Source organism: Photobacterium sp. GSS17, assembly GCF_028621875.1.
GTDB classification, from domain to species: domain Bacteria; phylum Pseudomonadota; class Gammaproteobacteria; order Enterobacterales; family Vibrionaceae; genus Photobacterium; species Photobacterium ganghwense.
In genome coordinates, this window is record NZ_CP117517.1 from 2,369,705 (window position 1) to 2,392,210 (window position 22,506).

15 protein-coding genes are annotated in these 22,506 nt (G+C 50.8%); 6 read left to right on the forward strand and 9 right to left on the reverse strand.

What is annotated here, in order from left to right; genetic code table 11:
• Positions 1-208: 208 nt before the first annotated feature.
• Positions 209-1,252 carry a metal-dependent hydrolase gene (locus PGW97_RS10585; protein ID WP_273857289.1) on the reverse strand — a complete coding sequence of 348 codons (1,044 nt, stop codon included), beginning with the start codon at positions 1,250-1,252 and terminating at the stop codon, positions 209-211.
• A 239-nt stretch (positions 1,253-1,491) separates the two neighbouring features.
• Between PGW97_RS10585 and PGW97_RS10590 the strand changes: the two genes are divergently transcribed.
• Entirely contained in the window at positions 1,492-1,944 is a 453-nt protein-coding gene (locus tag PGW97_RS10590) for a CBS domain-containing protein (protein ID WP_047883378.1), read from the forward strand.
• Positions 1,945-2,195: 251 nt separating this feature from the next.
• On the opposite strand, the gene PGW97_RS10595 is transcribed toward PGW97_RS10590, so the two are convergent.
• The 3 genes from PGW97_RS10595 to apbC form a co-directional block, all read right to left on the reverse strand.
• Positions 2,196-4,319 (reverse strand): AsmA family protein, encoded by a 2,124-nt coding sequence (locus PGW97_RS10595; protein WP_273857290.1) that lies wholly within the window; start codon positions 4,317-4,319, stop codon positions 2,196-2,198.
• Positions 4,320-4,468: 149 nt separating this feature from the next.
• Positions 4,469-5,113, reverse strand: a complete 645-nt coding sequence (gene udk, locus PGW97_RS10600) for a uridine kinase (protein WP_047883376.1) — start codon at positions 5,111-5,113, stop codon at positions 4,469-4,471.
• 216 nt (positions 5,114-5,329) lie between these two features.
• Positions 5,330-6,406: an iron-sulfur cluster carrier protein ApbC gene (gene apbC / locus PGW97_RS10605; protein ID WP_273859664.1), complete on the reverse strand. Its 1,077-nt coding sequence runs from the start codon at positions 6,404-6,406 to the stop codon at positions 5,330-5,332.
• Between the two features lie 181 nt (positions 6,407-6,587).
• Here apbC and metG point away from each other — a divergent pair, with 181 nt between their 5' ends.
• The 3 genes from metG (at position 6,588) to PGW97_RS10620 (ending at position 11,987) form a co-directional block, all read left to right on the forward strand.
• A complete protein-coding gene (gene metG, locus PGW97_RS10610) occupies positions 6,588-8,642 on the forward strand; it encodes a methionine--tRNA ligase (RefSeq protein WP_273857291.1) in 2,055 nt (684 codons plus the stop codon).
• A gap of 890 nt (positions 8,643-9,532) precedes the next feature.
• Entirely contained in the window at positions 9,533-10,873 is a 1,341-nt protein-coding gene (locus PGW97_RS10615; RefSeq protein ID WP_273857292.1) for a dicarboxylate/amino acid:cation symporter, read from the forward strand.
• Between the two features lie 235 nt (positions 10,874-11,108).
• Positions 11,109-11,987: a hypothetical protein gene (locus PGW97_RS10620; RefSeq protein WP_273857293.1), complete on the forward strand. Its 879-nt coding sequence runs from the start codon at positions 11,109-11,111 to the stop codon at positions 11,985-11,987.
• 167 nt (positions 11,988-12,154) lie between these two features.
• Here PGW97_RS10620 and serS read toward each other — a convergent pair whose 3' ends face one another.
• From serS to lrp, 5 genes are all read right to left on the reverse strand, one after another.
• Positions 12,155-13,462 (reverse strand): serine--tRNA ligase, encoded by a 1,308-nt coding sequence (gene serS, locus PGW97_RS10625; protein ID WP_217392739.1) that lies wholly within the window; start codon positions 13,460-13,462, stop codon positions 12,155-12,157.
• Between the two features lie 127 nt (positions 13,463-13,589).
• Positions 13,590-14,930, reverse strand: coding sequence for a replication-associated recombination protein A (locus PGW97_RS10630; RefSeq protein WP_047883370.1), 1,341 nt, complete (start codon positions 14,928-14,930; stop codon positions 13,590-13,592).
• Positions 14,931-15,013: 83 nt separating this feature from the next.
• Entirely contained in the window at positions 15,014-15,631 is a 618-nt protein-coding gene (lolA, locus tag PGW97_RS10635; protein ID WP_217392737.1) for an outer membrane lipoprotein chaperone LolA, read from the reverse strand.
• Between the two features lie 52 nt (positions 15,632-15,683).
• Entirely contained in the window at positions 15,684-19,193 is a 3,510-nt protein-coding gene (locus tag PGW97_RS10640) for a DNA translocase FtsK 4TM domain-containing protein (protein WP_273857294.1), read from the reverse strand.
• 310 nt (positions 19,194-19,503) lie between these two features.
• Positions 19,504-19,998 (reverse strand): leucine-responsive transcriptional regulator Lrp, encoded by a 495-nt coding sequence (gene lrp / locus PGW97_RS10645; RefSeq protein WP_036832575.1) that lies wholly within the window; start codon positions 19,996-19,998, stop codon positions 19,504-19,506.
• A 156-nt stretch (positions 19,999-20,154) separates the two neighbouring features.
• Between lrp and ald the strand changes: the two genes are divergently transcribed.
• A complete protein-coding gene (gene ald / locus PGW97_RS10650; RefSeq protein ID WP_047883368.1) occupies positions 20,155-21,276 on the forward strand; it encodes an alanine dehydrogenase in 1,122 nt (373 codons plus the stop codon).
• A 226-nt stretch (positions 21,277-21,502) separates the two neighbouring features.
• Positions 21,503-22,465: a thioredoxin-disulfide reductase gene (trxB, locus tag PGW97_RS10655; RefSeq protein ID WP_047883367.1), complete on the forward strand. Its 963-nt coding sequence runs from the start codon at positions 21,503-21,505 to the stop codon at positions 22,463-22,465.
• The last annotated feature ends 41 nt before the right edge of the window (positions 22,466-22,506 follow it).

Below are 22,506 nucleotides of genomic sequence, written 5' to 3' on the forward strand. Positions count from 1 at the left end.
TACCATCCAACCCACTTACCGCTGACTTCTTGCCAGAACCACCACACAAAAAAGACGAAGGCCGCAATACGGAACCAATGAAAGGACGTCAAAAAGAAAAACCCGGCTCACCAAGGTTTACCGGGTTTGTCATTTGACCGATTGTCAGCCGTCGCTCAAAACGAACAGTTAATATCTATGACATATCGCTCATCGTCATTCATGATCGTTAGTTGCTGGCAAATGTTACCGGATGAGGGCACTCCGAGACATGGCACAAATTAGCATCAATATCCTGATTTCCCAGCAATCGCAACCACAGTGCCGGCAGATGCTTCGGTTTAACAGGCGGCGTCGGTAGCTGAACCGGATCGGTCAGCAGCCATTCTTCGGCTTCATCCTGTTGCGCGAGCGAGAACTGAAACGGCATGTAATCAAGAATGCCTAAACGCAGGTCCGTTACCACCAGTGTGTTATCACGCTGCTCATATTTCACAAATCCCGCACTAAAGTGCTCGATCATTTGCAGGTAGTTGGATCGTTCCTCAATCGGCCAATGGCCACGGTTTTTGGCAATAAAATCGACCTCGGTGTTTTTATCCAACAGTGAGGTCAACCCTTCCCAGTAATAAGCGCCATCGTGAACAACAACACGCCAAAGCAGGGTATTAAACGGCGTTGGAGTAATAAAGACCGGTCTTTCAGCCAGCGGGGTGTCCGCCAGTTGCGTTTCAACGCGGTGCGATACCAGACTGTATGCAACCAGCGACCAGATCAGATACACCGACGAGATCGCGACACCAACCCGACACAGTTGCGCCATTTTATCCCGCCACATCAGACTGGCGGCCAGACACACCAAAAGAGGCACAGTGTAGAGCGGATCGATAATAAAAATACTGGATATCGCGACCGGTAGCGCCAGCGGCCACAATAACTGCGTGCCATAACTGGTAAAGGCATCCAGCAACGGATGGGTAATCAAACACGCCGCAACCAGCAGCCACAATCGGGGCAACCCCATGCGAGTGGGCTTAACAGTTTGCCATATCCAGCTGAGCAAAAATGAAAACGGCAGCAACACCAGTAATGAATGGCTGAAGCCACGGTGGTTGACCATATCGGAAACCGGATCGCCGTAGCTGATTAGCACATCTAAATCCGGAATCGTGCCTAATGCCGCCCCGGCCAGCAAGACTTTCGGCGAGCAATTTCTACCCGCAATCATTCCGGCCACCGCTGCTCCGAGAGCAGCTTGGGTCACTGAATCCACTTCAACTCCTTATTAAGGCTGTGTTTAATCACACAAGATTATGAAAACCGGAGCGTACCATACCAGATTTTGCTCTCAGACAATATGTAAAGCGTACCCGCCAGACGCATTCGTTTACAAAAGTAAAACTTGGGCGCGGCTCGCAGTTAACCTGTCTGGAATTCGCTAGGGTGGATAAGGCAACAACCATTCACTCAAGCTATGCAGTCTTAGCTATTCACTCTTAGAGGGGAGATGAGATGCCAACAAAAGTGTCTGAATACATGACGCCGAAAGTCATTACTGTTGAGCCACACACCGGGTTGAGGGAGGCATTTTTCATGATGAAAGATGAAGCCATCCGCCACCTGCCTGTGGTGGACGCGCAGGGTGAGCTGGTCGGCATTGTCAGCGATCGGGAACTGCGTCGGCCGGGCTGGGTTGATGAAACCCCGGAGATTGGTCACGAGTATCAGCTAACGGATGATTTGCTGATACAGGATGTCATGTGCACAGATGTCGTATCCGTCCATACCTACGACACATTGTCCAGAGCCATTGGCACCATTCTGGAACACCAGATCGGAGCGGCACCGGTTCTGAACAAATCTGGCGAGCTGGTTGGCATGTTGTCTGCCGTCGATTTACTCAAAGCGTTTCAGGACAGCCTGGAGCATCAGAAAACGCAGAAAAAGAAAAAAGCCTTTGTCTAATCCTAAGGCTTCCTCAACGGTCCTAACCTCGCTGCCGTACTCTGTTTTTCATCACAGCAGCAAAACATTGATACAGTACAAACAACAAGGCCTGCAGATGCAGGCCTTGTATTGATATCAACTTGAGCCCATTCAAAGCGAACCTCTCGCTCTCGTTGAACAGTCCTGAGTTTAAACAGCTCTTCATTGAGCAAAATTAGCTGAGCTGCTATGCGTTGAACGATGCTTAGTTAAACAATGCTTTGATCAACTTAGTTGAAAAGCCCTTTCAGCAGCTTGTCGGCCACGTCTTTAACGCCTTCATCTTTGGCTTTGTCACCCAACAGTTTCTCCAGACCGCGCTCAACCTCTTTCTTGGCTTTCTTCTCCAGCTCGTTATTCTGCTTCAGCAGCATTGCCAGATTCAGCCCGAATTTCGGCTCCGTCCAGTTACCTTTCACATCAATCGGCACAGTCAAGTTAGCCACTTCATCAATGTCTTTACCGCCCTGCCCTTTGCTGGTTGCCACCAGAGAGGTGTTGATCAGGAAGTTGAGCTCTTCAGACATCAGGTTGGTCGAACCCTTGCCATCCACCCGTAACAGCGGTGAATCGACATCGATGTTATCGGTTGAGGCCACCCCATTGCCTACCTTGAAAGTCGCTTTCATGGCAGAGAAGTCCGTTTTACGCTCTTCTTCGACATAGTCGGCTTTCTTGCCTTTCAGGGTCGCACGCGCTTCACGGATCATTTCAGGAATGTTTACACCGTAGATCGCGCCATCAGCAAAGCTAATCGCCAGTGTGCCGGCAACGTTCTGGCGAATACGATTTTCCGACAGACCTGTGCCTGACAGGTTAACACTGATATCGCCCGTACCGGCCAACACATCGTTTTGCGCCACATCCATCAGCAATGGGTGAACCTGAACGCCTTTGATTTGTTTGTTCACTCGGTAAGTTGGCAGTTTGCCGTTCGCATCCAGCTTCGCGGTAGCGTGAATACTGCCCTGATACAATTTGGCATCCAGCGATGACATGTTCAGCACACCGTTTTTGATGGTCAGTTTCAGCAACACATCGCTCAGCTTGGCATTTGCGGCTTTGAATTTGCCGATTGCTACATTCGCTGCCAAATCAATGGTTTTCAGTGCCGACAGATCCGGCTCTGCGTCCTTATCTTTGGCCGCTGCCGGAACCTGCGGTTTCTGGCCACCTTCAGCCGGTGTTGCCGCCTGCTCCTGTGCCGATTTTTCCGTACCCAGGAAGGCATCCAGATCAATGTTGTCTGAGGCCAAATCAATGCGAATGACTGGCACATTGGCAGACTTAAATGAGCCTTTACCAGTCAACGACAGTTCATCGATATCCGCCGCAAGGTTCGCCAGAGTCGCCTTCTGCTCTTTCAGCTGATAAGTCGCATCGGTTTTCAGGGCTACCTTCATTTCCGGACGCGGCAGTACCGCCCCCTTCAGGTCGGCTTTCATATCCAACGCTTGTACATCAACAACAGTTAATGCTGGATCCATTTTCAGGCGGGTCGAGCCTTTGGCATCGAACGTCAAATCCGGAATCTGACCTTCTACCGCGAACTCGATCGCCGACCATTCCCCCAGTTTGAACTGATCCATCGCCAGGGTAAAACCACGAATGTCGTTTTTCGGATCATTAACTGCAGCTTGAAGACTCAGCTTTTTCAGCTCAGCCGTGTCCATCGCTTTGGCAATCATCAGCTCAGTATTGCCTTTCGCCTGGAAGTTCAGTTCACCGTTTTTGCCCGTTACGTCAAAGCTGGCTGCGGTCCACTCACCGGGCGCAAAGCGATTCAGTACAAAGTCCAGTTTGTCGACCTGTGTCAGCGTACCGGCTTTATCGTCACGAATCACTGCACTGGCATCCACAATTTCAATGCCTTCCAGTGACAGAGCCCATGCTTGCTTCGGCGCATTGGCCGTGTCTTTAGCCGTATCCTGTGCTGAGGTGTCAGCTCCGGATTCGTCTTTTGCCTGTCCCAGGCCATCCAGGTTGCTCTTACCTGATTTCAGCGTTTGGATAAATACCCGGCCGCCGTGCAGGCTGACATTGCCAATTTCCAGCTGATTTGACAGTAGCGGCAATACCGATACTGACAACTCTGCACGGTCAAAACGCATCAGGTTTTCTTCCGCAAACCCTGCCGAATTACGGAATTCCGTTTTTCCGATATCCAGCCCCACGCTTGGGAAAAAGCGCCAGCTGATATCCCCGTCCATTACCAGCTCACGCCCGGTGGCTTTCTTAACCTGCTCGGCAATCATTGGCTTGAACTGATTTGGGTCAACCAGTGCCAGCAGAGCTGCAATGCCGATCACCACGACCAGCACAATTGCCAGTAAGGCAAATAAAATCTTTTTCATTGAATCCCCATTTCAACAGCGCATTTCAACGAGAAGCCTAAACGTATCTCTCTGATAAAGACAAATAATTTTGCTGTAAGTTTTCTGAACCATAAAAAAACAGGCAGCGGATGCTGCCTGATTGAAAGGATTGATTATACACGAAACAATTATGCGCGCAGTAGCTTACCAATGTGGGCTTTCAGTACATCGATCGCGATTCGGTTCTTACCGCCGCGAGGCACGATGATGTCTGCATATTGCTTAGACGGTTCAATGAACTGCATAAACATTGGACGAACAGTTTTCTGATACTGTGCCAGAACAGATTCCATTGTACGACCACGTTCCGCCACGTCACGCTGCAGACGGCGCAGCAGGCAGATGTCCAGCGGCGTATCCATAAATACGCTGGCGTGCATCAGTTCACGCAGGCGAGGATCCGTAAGCAGCAGAATACCTTCCAGAATGATCACCTTTTTCGGCGTCAGAGTGGTGGTTTCTTCCATACGAGTGTGTTCGCTATAACTGTAACGAGGAACTTCAACCGCTTCACCGTTAATCAGCTTTTGCAAGTGGTCGCAAAGCAAATCGTGGTCAAGGGCATTTGGATGGTCGTAGTTCGTCTTAACCCGCTCTTCCATGCTCAGGTGACTTTGATCGTTGTAATAACAATCTTCCGTGATAACACCGATCTGATGATCGCCTACTTTTTCTTTTAGCTCTTTATAAACTGTACTGGCGATCAGACTTTTACCGGATGCAGAGGCACCTGCAATACCGATAATAACGCATTGGTGTGAGTGTTCAGACATATCAGAAAGCACCTGTGAAACAACTTAGCGAGGTGAAAAATACCTGTCTAAACAAAACACTGCTCGCATCGGGATGCCCGGTACATTGTTTGAAACAGGTATAATTTGGCATAAATAAACCGCCTGATTATAGGCAGTTGTGGCCGCAGATGCCAGTAAAAATACGGCTTCCGCGGCATTTGGTCAGAATGTCTGCAACTTAGAAAAAGCAATCGGTTACATGGTGCGAATGGTAATTTGCTCCGCCACCGGGGTACCCTGCCAGTACAAACGGCTGGCCACATTTCCGGCCAGTTCAATGTAGGTTTGTGCCTGCTCAGACTCCGGTGAAGCCGCTACCGTCGGCTTACCCTGATCGATATCTTCCCGAATTTTAATATGCAACGGTAACTGGGCCAGAAGCGGGACCGCATACTCTTTGGCCATGCGTTCTGCACCACCGGTACCAAAAATCGGTTCATGGTGACCGCACTGGCTGCAGATATGGTAACTCATGTTCTCCACTACCCCGACAACCGGGACATCCACCTTATTAAACATACTGACCCCTTTGATCGCATCGGCCAGCGCCAGATCCTGCGGCGTAGTGAGCACCACCGCGCCGGTAACCGGGATCTGCTGTGCCAGCGTCAGCTGAATATCGCCGGTACCCGGAGGCATGTCGATAACCAGGTAGTCCAGATCCGGCCACCAGGTTTCCATCACGATCTGCGACAATGCTTTGGACGCCATCGGTCCCCGCCAGATTGCGGCATTCTCAGCCGGCACCAGATACCCTATAGAGTTGGTGTACAAACCACATGACTCGACCGGCAGCATGTGCTTGCCGTCCGTTGACTGCGGTTTCTCGTCGGTTGCTCCCAGCATCATCGGTACTGACGGGCCATAAATGTCAGCATCCAGCAGACCCACTTTGGCGCCCTGCGCCTGCAAGCCCAGCGCTAAATTAACCGCCGTTGTGGATTTACCTACGCCCCCTTTAGCCGAACTGACAACGACAATGTTCTTCACCCCGCGCAGTGGCTGTTTCTCACCGGCAGCCAGCGGCGCAACCCGGCATGAGAGGGCAAACTTCGCTTCTGCGGGAATATGGTTGGCCTGCTGCTGACTGAAAATCCATTGTTCCAGTAATTCAACAACCGTGGCGGCGGCAAAGGGGAACACAACGGAAATCGTACCGGTTGCCGAAACTGACACCCAATTAGGTGTATCAGCCCACTCTTCGTGAAGCCAGGGATGCTCAAACTGATTAAGCCAGCGGGTAATGTCTGCGACGCTCTCAAATCGGATCATTGAGTCACTCATGGTTATTTAGCGCTCCATTTTTACTCTTTCTTTTCATCCTATCACCAATGAAAAGCCTACGCTTCTGGTTTACCGCCATAAACCTCAGATCCTCCTAGGCAACAGGTTATCCATCAGGTAGTATTCAAGACTACGTTTTTATTACCCATCATGAGCGAAATAAGACACTATGGCTGCAAATCCAAGAAAAATTCTGGTGACCTGCGCCCTACCGTACGCTAACGGTTCGATCCACTTGGGTCACATGCTCGAGCATGTGCAAGCGGATATCTGGGTGCGCTATCAGCGCCTTCGCGGCAACGAAGTTCATTTCATCTGTGCAGACGATGCACACGGTACTCCAATCATGCTTAAGGCCCAGAAGATGGGTATGGAACCTGAGCAAATGATTGCCGAAGTGAGCAAAGAGCACCAGGCTGACTTTGCTGGCTTCGATATTAGCTTCGACAACTACCACAGCACGCACTCTGATGAGAACCGCGAGCTGGCGTCTTTCGTTTACACCAAACTGAAAGAAAACGGCTTCATCACCAGTCGCACCATTTCTCAGCTATTTGACCCGGAAAAAGAAATGTTCCTGCCGGATCGTTTCGTTAAAGGGACCTGTCCGAAGTGTAAGGCTGAAGACCAGTACGGCGACAACTGTGAAAGCTGTGGTGAAACTTACAGCCCGACTGAGCTGATCAATCCTAAGTCGGCAGTTTCCGGCGCAACGCCAGTAATGAAAGATTCTGAGCACTTCTTCTTCGACCTGCCTCAGTTTGAAGGCATGCTACAGGCGTGGACCAAATCTGGTGCCCTGCAGGAAGAAACCGCGAATAAAATGCAGGAATGGTTTGAATCCGGCCTGCAACAGTGGGATATCTCGCGTGATGCGCCATACTTTGGCTTCGAGATCCCAGGTGAAACCGGTAAATACTTCTACGTATGGCTGGATGCACCAATCGGCTACATGGGCTCATTCAAAAACCTGTGTGACAAACGCGGTGACCTGAACTTCGACGAGTTCTGGAACAAAGACAGCTCAACGGAACTGTACCACTTCATCGGTAAAGACATTGTTTACTTCCACAGCCTGTTCTGGCCTGCAATGCTGGAAGGTGCGGGTCTGCGTAAACCAAGTAATGTGTTCGTTCACGGCTACGTGACCGTTAACGGTGCCAAGATGTCAAAATCTCGCGGTACTTTCGTTAAGGCCAGCACTTACCTGAAACACCTGGATCCGGAATGCCTGCGTTACTACTACGCGGCAAAACTGAACAGCCGTATCGACGACCTGGACCTGAATCTGGAAGACTTCACCCAGCGTGTTAACAGTGACGTGGTGAACAAGATTGTTAACCTGGCTTCCCGTAATGCCGGCTTCATCAGCAAGCGCTTTGACGGCAAGCTGTCTGACACTTGTGTCGAGCCAGAACTGTACGCAGAGTTTGTTGCAGCGTCTGACCGTATTGCAGAGCTGTACGAAACACGTGAGTTTGGCCGTGCTATCCGTGAAATCACCGCACTGGCTGACAAAGCGAACCAGTACGTTGACGAGAAAGCACCATGGGTTCTGGCCAAGGAAGAAGGCAAAGATCAGGAGCTGCAGGATGTGTGTTCTGTGAGCCTTAACCTGTTCCGTGTTCTGATGACTTACCTGAAACCGGTTATGCCAAAACTGGCAGAACGCTGTGAAGCCTTCCTGAATAACGCCCTGACATGGGAAGGTCTGGCACAACCGCTGACCAACCATGAAATCGCTAAGTTCAAAGCACTGTTCAACCGTATCGATCCTAAGTTCGTTGAAGCGATGATCGAAACCTCGAAAGAAGAAGCAGCAGCGGAAAAAGCGGCTGATGAAGCAGCGTCGGCTAAACCAGCCTCAGCGGGTGCGCTGGCAGAAGAGCCAATCGCTGACGAAATCGAGTTTGATGACTTCGCGAAAGTAGACCTGCGTATCGCCAAAATCATTGCGTGTGAAGCCGTGCCAAAAGCAGACAAACTGCTGAAGCTGCAGCTGGATCTGGGCGGCGAAACCCGTCAGGTCTTCTCAGGCATCAAGTCAGCTTACAGCCCTGAAGATTTGATTGGTAAGTACACTGTCATGGTGGCAAACCTGAAGCCACGTAAGATGAAATTCGGCATGTCTGAAGGCATGGTGCTGGCTGCTGGCCCAGGCGGTAAAGACCTGTGGCTGCTTGAGCCGCACGAAGGCGCACAGCCTGGCATGCGCGTCATGTAAGTCGACGCCCGGTTACCTTTAACCGGTAACCTGTTGTTATGAACTATCGTTAAAAAAAGGAGCCTTCGGGCTCCTTTTTTATTCTCCCGCCATTTGTGCGGGCTTACTTATCCAAATCTGGCTTGCTGGCTCCTGTTAAACCTTAGAGCCACTCTAGCCCAAATGCTGCAGAGCTTTCGTTTCGCCCCTACGCAATCATTTCTGCATTGTGAGCCTTGAAGCTTCCCTTTCACTTCAACCCACCAGCATCAGCGAACACTGTATGTTTGTCTTTGTGCCTCGCGTATATGTGCATTTTCGCTTTTGGGGATTTGCCGTCAGTCTGTATGTTGGCAACCCGCCAGTTTTGCGTCTTGATCGGTCGCGACCATAGTGACAAGGGCGCAGGTAGACTTTTTAATGCGTCCCTTTACACAGAAGGCTTCCTCTTAGTACACAAGTTTGCACACAAGAATAAGTATGCAACTTAGCGCACAAAATAAATACGCCGCCGCCAAAACCTATTAAGTGAAGACAAATCCTTTTTAACCAATAAGTTACATATGAGCACTCGAATTCAGGGAGAGGCTATCAATATATGCTCTGCAAAAATGTTAACAGCGTAAAACTCTGAAACCGATCCTCATCACACCAAACCGCAAAATCAACGTAAAAATTACCTTCAATCCAATTCACGACATAAAAATCGAGCTATTATTATCACCAAGGTTAAAATTTGGTTAAAAACATTGTTTTCAGCACTTGTCGTTATTGATAAAAGTGTGATCTAAAACATACCTTTGATTATTAAACAGCATTTTACTTCGCATTAACACCAGAACTGCTGTTAACCTGCTCCGCACTCTGACGAATGACTGACAGAGTGAATAATTATAAGGAGTGTTCTTTTCATGCAAACTCAAAAGAAAAAAATGTCCCTTACCGGCCGAGTCATTCTCGGTATGGTGCTGGGCATCCTGACCGGGTTTATTATTCGTTCCCTCTTTTCTGAAGATTCTTTTGTTCACGAATATATTGTTAACGGCCTGTTTGAGGTCGGCGGGGCTATTTTCATTGCCAGCCTGAAAATGCTGGTTGTGCCTCTGGTCTTTGTTTCTCTGGTTTGCGGTACCAGTACCCTGAAGGATCTCAGCACGCTGGGCCGTTTGGGAGGAAAAACGCTGGCCTTCTATCTGGCAACGACAGCCATTGCCATTACTCTGGCACTGGTAATGGGTAACCTGTTCCAGCCAGGGGCTGGTGCCGATCTATCTGCGGCGACTACCTTTGCCGCGAAAGAAGCCCCATCACTGGGACAAGTGATTATCGGCATGTTCCCGACAAACCCAATCAGTTCAATGGCGAACGGTAACACACTGCAGATCATCGTATTTGCTATTCTGTTTGGTATTGCCATCAGTGCTGCGGGCGAAGCGGGGGAACGTATTGCCGGGGTTTTTGCGGACCTGAACGAAGTCATCATGAAGCTGGTTGCGCTGCTGATGCACGTGGCACCGTTTGGTGTGTTCTTCCTGATGGCAAAACTGTTCACAGGTCTGGGCATTGATGCAATCTTCAATCTGTTCGGTTACTTCCTGGTTCTGTCTTGTACTCTGCTGATTCACGGTCTGGTTGTTTACAGCTCAATGCTGAAGATCTTCTCTGGTCTGAGCCCGAAAATCTTCCTGAAGAAAATGGAAGATGCCATCATGTTTGCTTTCTCGACGGCTTCGTCTAACGCGACCATCCCGGTCACGATGGAAACCGCGACTAAACGCCTGGGTGTCAGCAACCGTATCGCGTCATTCACGGTTCCTTTGGGTGCGACCATCAACATGGACGGCACTGCAATCATGCAAGGTGTGGCGACAGCGTTCATCGCACAGGCGTTTAACATCGATCTGACCATGAGTGACTACATGGCTGTGATTCTGACAGCGACTCTGGCATCAATTGGTACAGCCGGTGTGCCGGGTGTCGGCCTGATCATGCTGGCTATGGTGCTGAACCAAGTTGGCCTGCCGGTTGAAGGGATTGCGCTGATCATGGGTGTTGACCGTCTGCTGGATATGATTCGTACTGCCGTCAACATCACTGGTGACAGCTGTGTAACCTGTATTGTGGCTAAGTCTGAGGGTGAACTGGATCTGACCCGTTACCACAACCCGCATGCTGGCGAAAAAGAAGAAGAAGTTCATCTGCATCCGGCAACGGGTACACACTCTAAGCCAGCCTCACAGGGCGATATGTAACAGCAGTGCTCGATAAGAGTTAATGACTCAAAGAAAAAGCTCCTTCGGGAGCTTTTTTATTTGCACTGAAAAGATCCATCGTTGCACCACTACAGTATCAATGCGTTATTTACTCCAATCACTCTGTATTTTTCATTTTTAATTCAATGAATTAAATAAATTAAATCAGCCACTTTTCAGGCACATTACTTGCTGAACTGTCTCTTTAAGGCTTCATCGCGCCAAGGAGGCAGCAATGCTCTATGTTTTTTCCACACTCTTTGTTGTGGCGCTTGCGCTGGCTATTTACGCTTACCGTGCGAAGCAGACCCGTCTGATGCTGCAAAGCCGTTTTAATCAGGTGATTGGCTTACGCCAGTTGATTCATTTATTGCGATTTCACCGACGCCAGACCCACCAATGGCTGAATATTCATCTCAATACGACGACAGGCTCCCCTCCTGCGCAGCCGGAACCACCGGCTTTGGCAGAGAGCCGGGCCATCAAAAACCTAATCCAAAGCCTGACCAACCTGGCCGAACCGAGCAATCGCCCGATGTATCGCATTTTAGCTAAGCGGCTCCACAGCCTGCTTGAGGAATGGCCCAGCTATTCGCTGCAGCGCAACCAAGTAGAACACGGCAAGCTTATTCGGCATGTTCTTTACCTGATTGACGATACCATCACACAGAGCCTGATTGCGGCCGAGCAGAATCATATCTTCAACCACTATCAGGCAGTATGGCCGGTGACTCTGAATGCAATCGACAGCCTGAGTCGCTTTCGCTACACCATTCATAACTTTTCGGTCGGTAGCCCTGCAATGGAAAGGGAATTACGTCTGCACCTGCAAATATTGAAACGTCGACTGGGGCAAATGACTCTGCCCATTCATGAGCCTGTCCCCCCACTGATACTGGATACCCTGTTTGGCCAGTTTGACGATATTCCGCTCTACGTTGCCGATGAAGACCAGGTTCGGGATGCACTCTACCAGTTCTCCCAGCAGGTATCAGACACACTGTTTCAACTGTTCGATAGCATGCTGGCGGAAATAGCCAATGAGGTCGAGATCAAACTGCCCGAACTGCATCAACATCAGGGTACAGGTGTATTGCCCTTTAACCACCTATAACCGAGTTTTTGGCGATTCCAGCCAATAGGCCAGTGGTGTTAATGCTTCCTGTTAACGGGCACAAGGCACAGCTCAGAAGAAGCGGTTCACAAACCACATTTCAGGCATAAAAAAACCGGCCATCAGGCCGGTTTTTAATGTTTAGGGAAGGATTAACTAAATTAATCTTAACCAATGTGTGTCGCGCCACCCATGTACTTCTGCAGCACTGCTGGGATACGGATACGACCGTCAGCTTCCTGGTTGTTTTCCATGATAGCCACCATGGTACGACCTACTGCCAGACCAGAACCGTTCAGCGTGTGAACCAGTTCAGGTTTCTTCTCACCTTTACGGCGGAAGCGAGCCTGCATACGACGCGCCTGGAAATCCCACATGTTAGAACATGAAGAAATCTCGCGGTATGTACCCTGAGCAGGTACCCACACTTCCAGATCGTAAGTCTTACATGCGCCGAAGCCCATGTCGCCAGTACACAGCACGACTTTACGGTATGGCAGTTCCAGCAATTGCAGAACCTTCTCAGCATGGCCAGTCAGTTCTTCCAGCGCAGCCATTGAGTCTTCCGGACGAGTAATCTGAACCAGTTCAACTTTATCGAACTGGTGCATACGGATCAGACCGCGCGTATCGCGACCGTATGAGCCCGCTTCAGAACGGAAACATGGCGTGTGTGCCGTCATCTTCAGTGGCAGATCTGCCTCTTCAGTGATGGTGTCGCGTACCAAGTTGGTCACAGGCACTTCTGCCGTCGGAATCAGAGACAGTGTACGTGGCTCTTCATCATTCACTTTCTCAGTCAGTGGCTGAGTGTGGAACAGGTCTGCGCCGAATTTCGGCAACTGGCCAGTACCAAACAGGCTGTCTGCATTCACCAGGTACGGTACGTACATCTCGGTGTAGCCGTGCTCGTCAGTGTGCAGATCCAGCATAAACTGAGCAATCGCACGGTGCAGACGGGCAAACTGGCCTTTCATGACGATAAAGCGAGCACCCGAGATTTTCACCGCGCTAGCGAAGTCCAGGCCACCACCCAACTCACCCAGGTCGACGTGATCTTTCACTTCGAAGTCGTAAGTTTTTGGCTCACCCCAACGTGAAATCTCAACGTTATCTTCTTCGTCTTTACCTACCGGCACAGAGTCATCTGGCAGGTTAGGAACAGTCTGAGTAATGGTATCGAGTTCAGCTTGCAGTGCAGACAGGGCTTTCTTCGCTTCGTCCAGCTCAGAGCCCAGGTTACCTACTTCCGCCAGGATGCGCTCGGCTTCTTCGTGATCGCCCTTCGCTTTCGCTTGACCAATGGACTTCGATCGGGAGTTACGCAGTGCCTGCAGCTCTTCGGTTTGGACCTGAAGAGTCTTACGCTTTTCTTCTAAGGAACGAAGTAGTTCAACATCAAGTGTGAAACCACGGCGCGCTAATTTTTCGGCTGTTGCGTCCAGCTCAGTTCGAAGTAATTTAGAATCTAGCATGCTAATCCTGTGCTCATAACGATCTAAAATGCACATTATTTAGCCAATGCGATGGCTAAATAATTTTTGAATCATAATACGTTAGCGGCGCTAACGCTGATTTATCAACAATACCCAAAAAGCCCTATTATTGATAGCGCTTTGACGCGCTTTTTGCATCTAATGAAGCGAGATAATCTAACTTTTCGGCAATTTTGGTCTCAAGACCCCTGTTAGTCGGGTGATAGTAACGCGTCCCGGCCAGCTCCTGCGGGAAATAACACTCACCGGCCGCGTAGGCTCCGGGTTCATCATGCGCATACCGGTATTCCTGCCCGTAACCCAGTTCTTTCATCAGTTTGGTCGGTGCATTCCGCAAGTGATGTGGCACTTCATAGTCGGGGTGGTTCGCCGCATCCTGCTTCGCCTGCTTGAAGGCGGTATAAACAGCATTGCTCTTTGGCGCGCAGGCCAAATACACAATTGCCTGCGCAATGGCCCGTTCACCTTCATACGCCCCCACCCGGGTAAAGCAGTCCCAGGCAGATACTGCCACCTGCATCGCACGCGGGTCAGCATTGCCGATATCTTCTGACGCAATCGCCAGCAAACGGCGGGCAACATAGAGCGGGTCACATCCCGCCTGCAGCATCCGGGCGAACCAGTACAATGCACCGTCCGGGCTGGAGCCGCGGATTGACTTGTGGACTGCAGAAATCATGTCGTACCACAAATCCCCCTTGTTATCGAAGCGGGCAATTTTTTCGCCGGCGACCTCCGCCAGCAAGGCGAGCGTGATCTGCTTAACGCCTTTCTCATCTTCCTCGGCCATATCGATCAGCTGTTCAAGGTAGTTGAGGGACATTCTGGCATCCCCGCCGACCAGCTCAGCCAGACGCTCCTTCACGTCTTCGACAAAGCACAGATTGGTTTCGCTGATTCCGCGTTCTCTGTCAGCCAGCGCCTGTTCAATCACCGCGAGAATATCCGATTTCTCAAGTGATTTGAGCTTATAAACACGCGCACGGGACAACAGCGCGTTGTTCAGCTCAAATGAGGGATTTTCCGTGGTAGCGCCAATAAACGTGACAGTACCGTCTTCAATATGCGGCAAGAACGCATCCTGCTGGCTTTTATTGAAGCGATGTACCTCATCCACAAACAAGATGGTGCGCCGTCCGGCCATTTTATTGTCACGGGCTTTATCAATCGCCGCACGGATGTCTTTGACCCCGGAGGTCACCGCAGACACCCGCTCGACCTCCGCATTGGCATAGTGAGCGGCGACTTCAGCCAGCGTGGTTTTCCCCGTACCCGGTGGCCCCCACAGGATCATTGAGTGAAGATGGCCGGCTTCCAGTGCACGACGGAGCGGTTTCCCTTCCCCCAGAATGTGCTTCTGGCCAATGTATTCCTGGACAGTACGTGGTCTCATCCGGGCCGCCAACGGGCGAAAATCCGATGAGAAATCGAGGCTGAAGTTATTCAAATGAACCACTCCTTAAAAACAAAATTAGGTGGCATTACACCACCTAAACATAATCATTGTAACGATGAGGGATATCTGGCGCCTTACTGGCGCTGATCATCCAATTCGACGCCTTTTGGCGGCGTAAAGGTAAACAGACTCGCCGCTGGCACCGTTTTGTTGAACTGGCTGAAAGCAAAGTTGCTGCGCTGACCATCTTGCTCAATCACAGAGAAACTCCGCACTTCACCATTTTTAGCCACAGTCACAATAAACTTGCCCATTGATGAAGCACCGCTCTTCGGTGTCAGGGTGAACGTATCCACCGTTTGCGACACATTGTATTTCTGCCAGTCGGCAGCACTGTTTCGCGTTAACAGCACAAATGGCGTCTGTTCGGTCGCATCTCTGAGCCACATGGCTGTCACCTGCTCAATGAACGGGCTGTAATACCACAGTGTACGGCCGTCAGAAATCAGAATGTTTTCGTCTGGAGTCTTAGTATTCCAGCGGAACAGGTTCGGGCGCTTGATCGCCACGTCGCCCTTGCCTTCAACCAGCACATCGCCATCAGGGCTGATTACTGTTTGTTTAAAGTTGGCCGTGAAAGCATTCACTTTTGCCAAGCGCGTGGTCAGCTCCTGCTGAGGCGTTGCCCATGCTTGCGCTGACAGCCATAACGGAGCAGAAACCAGCAGACTCAATGCGATTTTTTTAATCATTCGTGTTTACCTTATTATCGGCCCGCTGATACAGCAGGCCGTTTGTAATGGGTTAATCCCGAGGCGGTGGCGGCGGTGCCAGCACTTCGCGATTGCCGTTATGCCCCGGAGCACTGACAATGCCATGGGCCTCCAGCTGCTCGACAATACGGGCCGCACGGTTGTAACCGATCTTGAATCGACGCTGCACCCCGGATACTGAGCCGCGACGAGATTCAGCAACAAACTGCGCCACTTCGTCAAACAGCTGATCCAGGTCATCGTCTCCAGCCACCGGCGCTTCGCCCGGCAACAGGCCATCAGTCCCTTGATCTGTATCCAGAATCCCTTCGATGTACTGAGGTTTACCTCGGGCTTTCCAGTCGTTCACGACATTGTGTACATCGTCATCGGACGCAAAGGCACCGTGTACCCGAATCGGGTGGTTTTGTCCCGCCGGTAAGTAAAGCATATCACCCATTCCAAGCAGCGATTCTGCACCGCCCTGATCCAGAATGGTACGGGAATCGGTTTTGGTCGAGACCGTAAAGGCCATACGACTTGGAATGTTGGCCTTAATCAGACCGGTAATAACGTCAACCGACGGACGTTGCGTTGCCAGCACCAGGTGGATACCCGCAGCACGCGCTTTCTGAGCCAAACGAGCAATCAGCTCTTCCACTTTCTTGCCGACCACCATCATCAAATCAGCAAATTCATCGACGATAACCACGATGCTAGGCATTTTTTCCAGCAACGGCGGATACTCGTCCATGCTGTCACCCGGTCGCCACAGTGGGTCGTGAATTGGGTGACCAGCAGCAGCCGCTTCTTTCAGCTTGGCATTGAAGCCGGCCAGGTTACGCACCCCGCACGCGGCCATTAGCTTATAGCGACGTTCCATTTCACCCACACACCAACGCAGCGCGTTCCCCGCGTCTTTCATGTCGGTCACAACTTCGGTCAGCAGATGCGGAATTCCTTCGTAAATCGACAGCTCCAGCATTTTCGGGTCAATCATGATGAAACGACAATCTTCCGGCTTACACTTGTAGAGCAAGCTGAGAATCATCACGTTCACCCCGACCGATTTACCGGAACCAGTTGTACCGGCCACCAGCAAGTGAGGCATTTTGCTCAGATCTGCCACTACCGCTTCACCGGCAATGTCATAGCCCAGCACGATAGGCAGTGCGCCCTTCTTGTGCTGGAAGTTATCACTGGCGATCACTTCCGACATATAAACCGTTTCTCGGCTGACGTTCGGCAGTTCAAGACCGACGTACGGTTTGCCCGGAATCACTTCCACAACCCGCACCGCAGAGGCAGACAACGCCCGAGCAAGGTCTTTCGCCAAACCGGAAATACGGCTGACTTTCACACCCGGCGCCAGATCCAGCTCGTAACGGGTAATAACCGGCCCTGGGTAAACCCCAACCACCTTCGCCTTGATCTTGTAATCCGCCAGCTTTGATTCAACCAGCATGGCCGTTTGCTTCAGTTCTTCCTCTGTTGCCGGCTGTACCGTCTGTCTTGCCGGTTGCAACAGTTCGATGGTTGGCATCGGCGTAGTCGGTACCGGTAAGTCCTCTTCCCGCTTCATCAGGAATGGATTATCCAGACCGGCTGCATGTGCCTGCGCTTTCTGGGCATCCCGGATTTTCTTCAGGAAAGCCTCTTCATCACTCAGATCAGCATCGCTTTGTGCATCATCAAAGTCGTCATCATAATCATCATCGCTGTCAACACTGGCATGTTGCTCTGCACGTTCCAGTTCAGACATCCCGTCCTGCACACCAATCTCGATCTCAGACGACGGCATCGGTGCTGCTGCAAACGATGTTTCCGTAACCGACTGTGTAGCTGTTGTAACTGGCTGGGTATGAACCGAGGATGAATATGCCGGTTCATTTTCCGGTGTATATACCTCTGACAGCGACTGAGACGGTTCCTGGTCCAGTTCAGGCTCGGAATATGAAGATTCGTTACGGGACTCTGGGTAACGGTGAGGCTCAGTACTTGGTTCAGAAGCCGACATCTCCGCTTCGCTGGCTTTCAGCAAAGCATCGCTATCTTCGACATACACCGTAAAGTTTTCATCTCTTTCGAGTTCACGCTCCAGATCTGCGATGGTCATCCCTTTCGCTTGCTGCGCAGGTTGCAGCGACGATGCGGATTCAATCACAGAAGTGGCAGTCGCGACGCCAGACGGCGAAACACCTGACTGCGAGGTATTTAGCTGCGGGGTATTTGGCTGAATTGCACTTGGTGCGGTTGAGGCCGACACAGTTTGAGGCTGCAATTGAGGCACAGCGGAAGGCCGTTCTGATGGCCGTACCGGCTCAGGCGTTGCTACAGCCTGACCGTGCGGATGCATTGCTTGCGGCTGCTGCATAGCAACGGGCTGAGATGACACCGGCTGAACCGGGCTCGGCGACGTATGCGTACCAGTCTGGGGCTGAGTTTGCTGAGGCTGAGAAGCATTCACCTGAGCAGCATGTGTCTGAGGCGCATGTACCTGAGAAACCATAGCCTGGGAAGCCGTAGCCTGGGGAGCCTGAGCAACCGACGCATTCCCCCCCTGAACCATTGCTGGTTGAGGCGCTTGCGCAGCCACTGCCTGTCCTGCACCCGGCTGTTGTGGCTGGACAGGCTGACGCAAGCGTCGCTCCGGCATCACAATCATAGGCTCAGAACCGGCACCGTGTTCCGCTTTCGTCGCCGGCGAAGACAACAAAGGATCTGCGGCTTGCCCCGGTTCACCAAATTGCGGCTCTTTTCGAGCGAAAACATGCCGATCTTCAGCCTGTTTTGCGGCCTTCGCAGCCTGAGCATCACTGCTTGATGCCAGCAGGACGTCATCGGCATCCGGCTCAGTGGCCATTTGCTGAATCAGCTGCTTACCAAATTCGGTCTGGTGCTCATCCGGAATATCAGCGGCAAACGGCGTCAGGGTTTCAGAACGGTCCGAACGTACCTTGTTCAGCATACCGGCCATCGATTTCAGGGTATTCTCCCCCAGAAAATCGACAATATTTAGCCAGGAAATACCGGTAAACAGGGTAAAACCGACAGCCCAGGCAAACATGAGTACCAGTGTCGCACCCAGCAGATTAAACAGCGGCAGCGCCATATTGGAGACTACATCGCCAATCACACCACCAGACGAGAAGTACCAGATGTCATCGAAGTTCAAATCCGCCAGACCGCAGCTGGCTACGAATAGTACCAGCAGGCCCAACAGACGCGTACCGTAAATCATGTAATCCAGCTTCAGAGGTTGTTCACGACGACGGAACAATACCCAGGCTGTAAGAATGATCACAGCCGGTAACGGATACGCTAACGAGCCCAAAGTAAACAGAAGGGTATCTGCCACCAGCGCTCCCAATGCCCCAGCTTTATTCTGAACCGGCCCTTCCCATGCGGTCTGAGACCAGGAAGGATCTGCCGGATTAAAGCTGAGCAAGGCGATCATGATAAAAATAGCAGCCAGAATGCCAACAATTAAGAAGCTTTCCAGTAAGCGCTGCCCCCCAGAAAGGCGAATGATAGGCTGCTTTTTGCCCTTAACTTTCCTCAAAAAACACTCCGATGTAACCACTAAAATGCACCTGAAAAATCGTTACCTGCATTCCTTATCAATGAAAAACACTCAATAAGTGAGCAGGTTGCCTATTATGCTGACAGTCTTCACTGGCTGTTCAGGCGCTATTGAATCTGTTGCCTTATCTTATACTAAATGCTGGCTGTTTTTGCCATTTTGAGAGTGGCGGAAGGTAAAGAGTTGGTGATTTTTTCAAAGGCTGTGCTGAAAATCCCAGCGCCAGATACAAATCAAGCGGCTCTGCAGCGGCCGCTTGATTTATCCTGTACTTCAAAACGCTGGTAACTTAGCGTGTTTTAATAACCAGGTTGTTGGTCTGCTTAACTTCTTCCATAACCACGTAGGTACGGGTGTCGTTAACGCCTGGCAGGCGAAGTAGGGTCTCGCCAAGTAGCTTACGGTATGCGGACATATCCGATACACGTGTTTTCAGCAGGTAATCGAAGTCACCGGAAACCAGGTGACATTCCTGAATGTCTTCCAGTTCCTGTACTGACTTATTGAATTGCTCAAACACGTCCGGCGCACCACGGTTCAGGGTAATTTCAACGAAAACCAGCAGTGAGGCATCCAGATATTGTGGATTCAATAATGCAGTATATCCGCTGATGTATCCCTGACGTTCCAGCCGACGCACACGCTCCAGACACGGTGTTGGAGAAAGGCCTACACGCTTAGACAGCTCAACGTTTGAAATACGACCGTCTTTTTGAAGTTCATTCAGAATGTTACGGTCAATGCGATCCAATTCCTTAGATGGTTTCTTTTTGGTATCTACCATTTTTTATTCCACCTTCTTACTTCCTTGCAAAAAAATATACTACATCTTTCTATTATTTAGAATCAAATACTCTGACAGTCAAACTATACTGCCATTAGATCTGCATTTACAACCTCATCAGTAGCCAATCATTCCAGATGCCAAGGGAGGTGAAGCATGATCATTGGCGTCCCTAAAGAAATCAAAGATCACGAATACCGTGTGGGATTAGTCACGAGCAGTGTTCGCGAGCTTACCTCGCTGGGTCATCACGTCCTGATTGAAACCCAAGCTGGGGCTGGCATCGGTTTATCTGATGCTGATTATGTAAAAGCCGGCGCTGAAATTATTTCTGACGCCAAAGAAGTTTTTACCAGATCAGAGATGATTGTCAAAGTAAAAGAGCCCCAGGCCGGAGAAAGATCTCTGCTCCGCGAGGGACAAATTTTATTCACCTATCTCCATCTTGCACCGGATTTTCCACAAACAAAAGACCTCATTAACAGCAAAGCTATCTGTATTGCTTACGAAACCGTCACTGATTCCTCAGGCAAATTACCGCTTCTTGCCCCCATGTCAGAAGTTGCCGGCAGAATGTCTATCCAGGCTGGCGCCCAAACCCTAGAGAATTCTCACGGTGGCAGAGGCTTGCTGCTCAGTGGTGTACCGGGCGTCGAACCGGCAAACATTGTGATTCTGGGTGGTGGCGTCGTCGGCTCAAATGCCGCCCGAATTGCGATGGGAATGCGGGCAAACATTACGCTGCTGGATCGTAATCTGGAAACCCTTCGGGCTCTGGATCAGGAATTTCAGGGCAAAGTCACCCTACTCTACTCAACGAATGAAGCGATTGACAAGCTCGTCCCTGAGGCAGACCTGATCATCGGAGCAGTGCTCATTCCGGGGGCCGCAGCTCCCAAGCTGATCTCTGCCGAGCATGTGAAGCGCATGAAACCCGGCTCGGCTCTGGTTGATGTCGCCATTGATCAGGGTGGTTGCTTTGAAACATCACACCCGACCACGCATACCGAACCCACTTATATAGTGGATGACGTTGTTCACTACTGTGTTGCCAACATGCCCGGCGCGGTAGCCCGTACTTCTGCTTTTGCCCTGAATAATGCCACTTTGCCCTATGTCATTAACCTGGCTAATAAAGGATATAAAAAAGCCCTGCTCGACGATCCCGGATTCCTTGCGGGCATGAATGTGATGTACGGCAAAATTACCTGCAAGGAAGTTGCTGATGCCTTTAACCTGCACTATACCGATCCAACCGTGGCTATCAGCATGCATTAACCAGCAAGGATTGACGACCGACGGTACCGCTCTTTTATAATCACAAAGAATTACTTATAAATATTTAATATATGAAAATTCACTTCCTGCCGGACGGAACCACAGGCAGGAAGCCACTTCTCCCCTCCCCACATTTAGCCTTCAGAAATCCCCCTTTCATTAGGCACGCAATTTACCTACAATCACCCATCACATAATAGAAATCTCATTTCAGCCTGGAGAAGTAATGAGTAACGTAAGACACAGCAAACTGCTCATCCTTGGTTCTGGCCCGGCGGGTTACACCGCAGCTGTCTACGCGGCACGCGCAAACTTGAAGCCAGTGATGATCACTGGTATGCAGCAGGGCGGCCAGCTGACCACCACAACCGAAGTTGAAAACTGGCCAGGCGATGCCGAAGGGTTAACGGGTCCAGCTCTGATGGAACGTATGAAAGCCCACGCGGAACGATTCGAAACTGAAATTATTTTCGATCACATCCAGGAAACTGACTTCAGCCAGCGTCCTTTCCGTCTGAAAGGCGACAATGGCGAGTACACCTGTGATGCGCTAATTATTGCTACCGGTGCGTCTGCGAAGTACCTGGGGCTGGAATCAGAAGAGAACTTCAAAGGCCGCGGCGTGTCTGCCTGCGCTACCTGTGACGGTTTCTTCTATCGCAACCAGAAAGTGGCAGTGGTCGGCGGTGGTAACACTGCCGTTGAAGAAGCCCTGTACCTGTCCAACATCGCGTCTGAAGTTCACCTGATCCACCGCCGCGACACCTTCCGCTCAGAGAAAATCCTGATCAAACGACTGATGGACAAAGTCGAGAACGGCAACATCTTCCTTCACACTGACCGCACTCTGGACGAGGTTCTGGGTGATGAGATGGGTGTGACCGGTGTGCGTATTAAAGACACCAAGTCTGATGCGACTGAAGAGCTGGAAGTGATGGGCGCCTTCATTGCGATTGGCCACCAGCCAAACACCAGCATTTTCCAGGGTCAGCTGGAGATGCATAACGGCTACATTAAAGTTCAGTCTGGCACAGATGGTAATGCTACCCAAACCAGCGTTACCGGCGTATTTGCTGCGGGTGACGTGATGGATCATACCTACCGTCAGGCCATCACTTCAGCCGGTACAGGCTGTATGGCGGCGCTGGACGCCGAGCGCTACCTGGACGCGCTGGAAGAACAACAATAATCTTTATCCGGCCACTCCTCCCGAGTGGCCGTTTTTCGCCT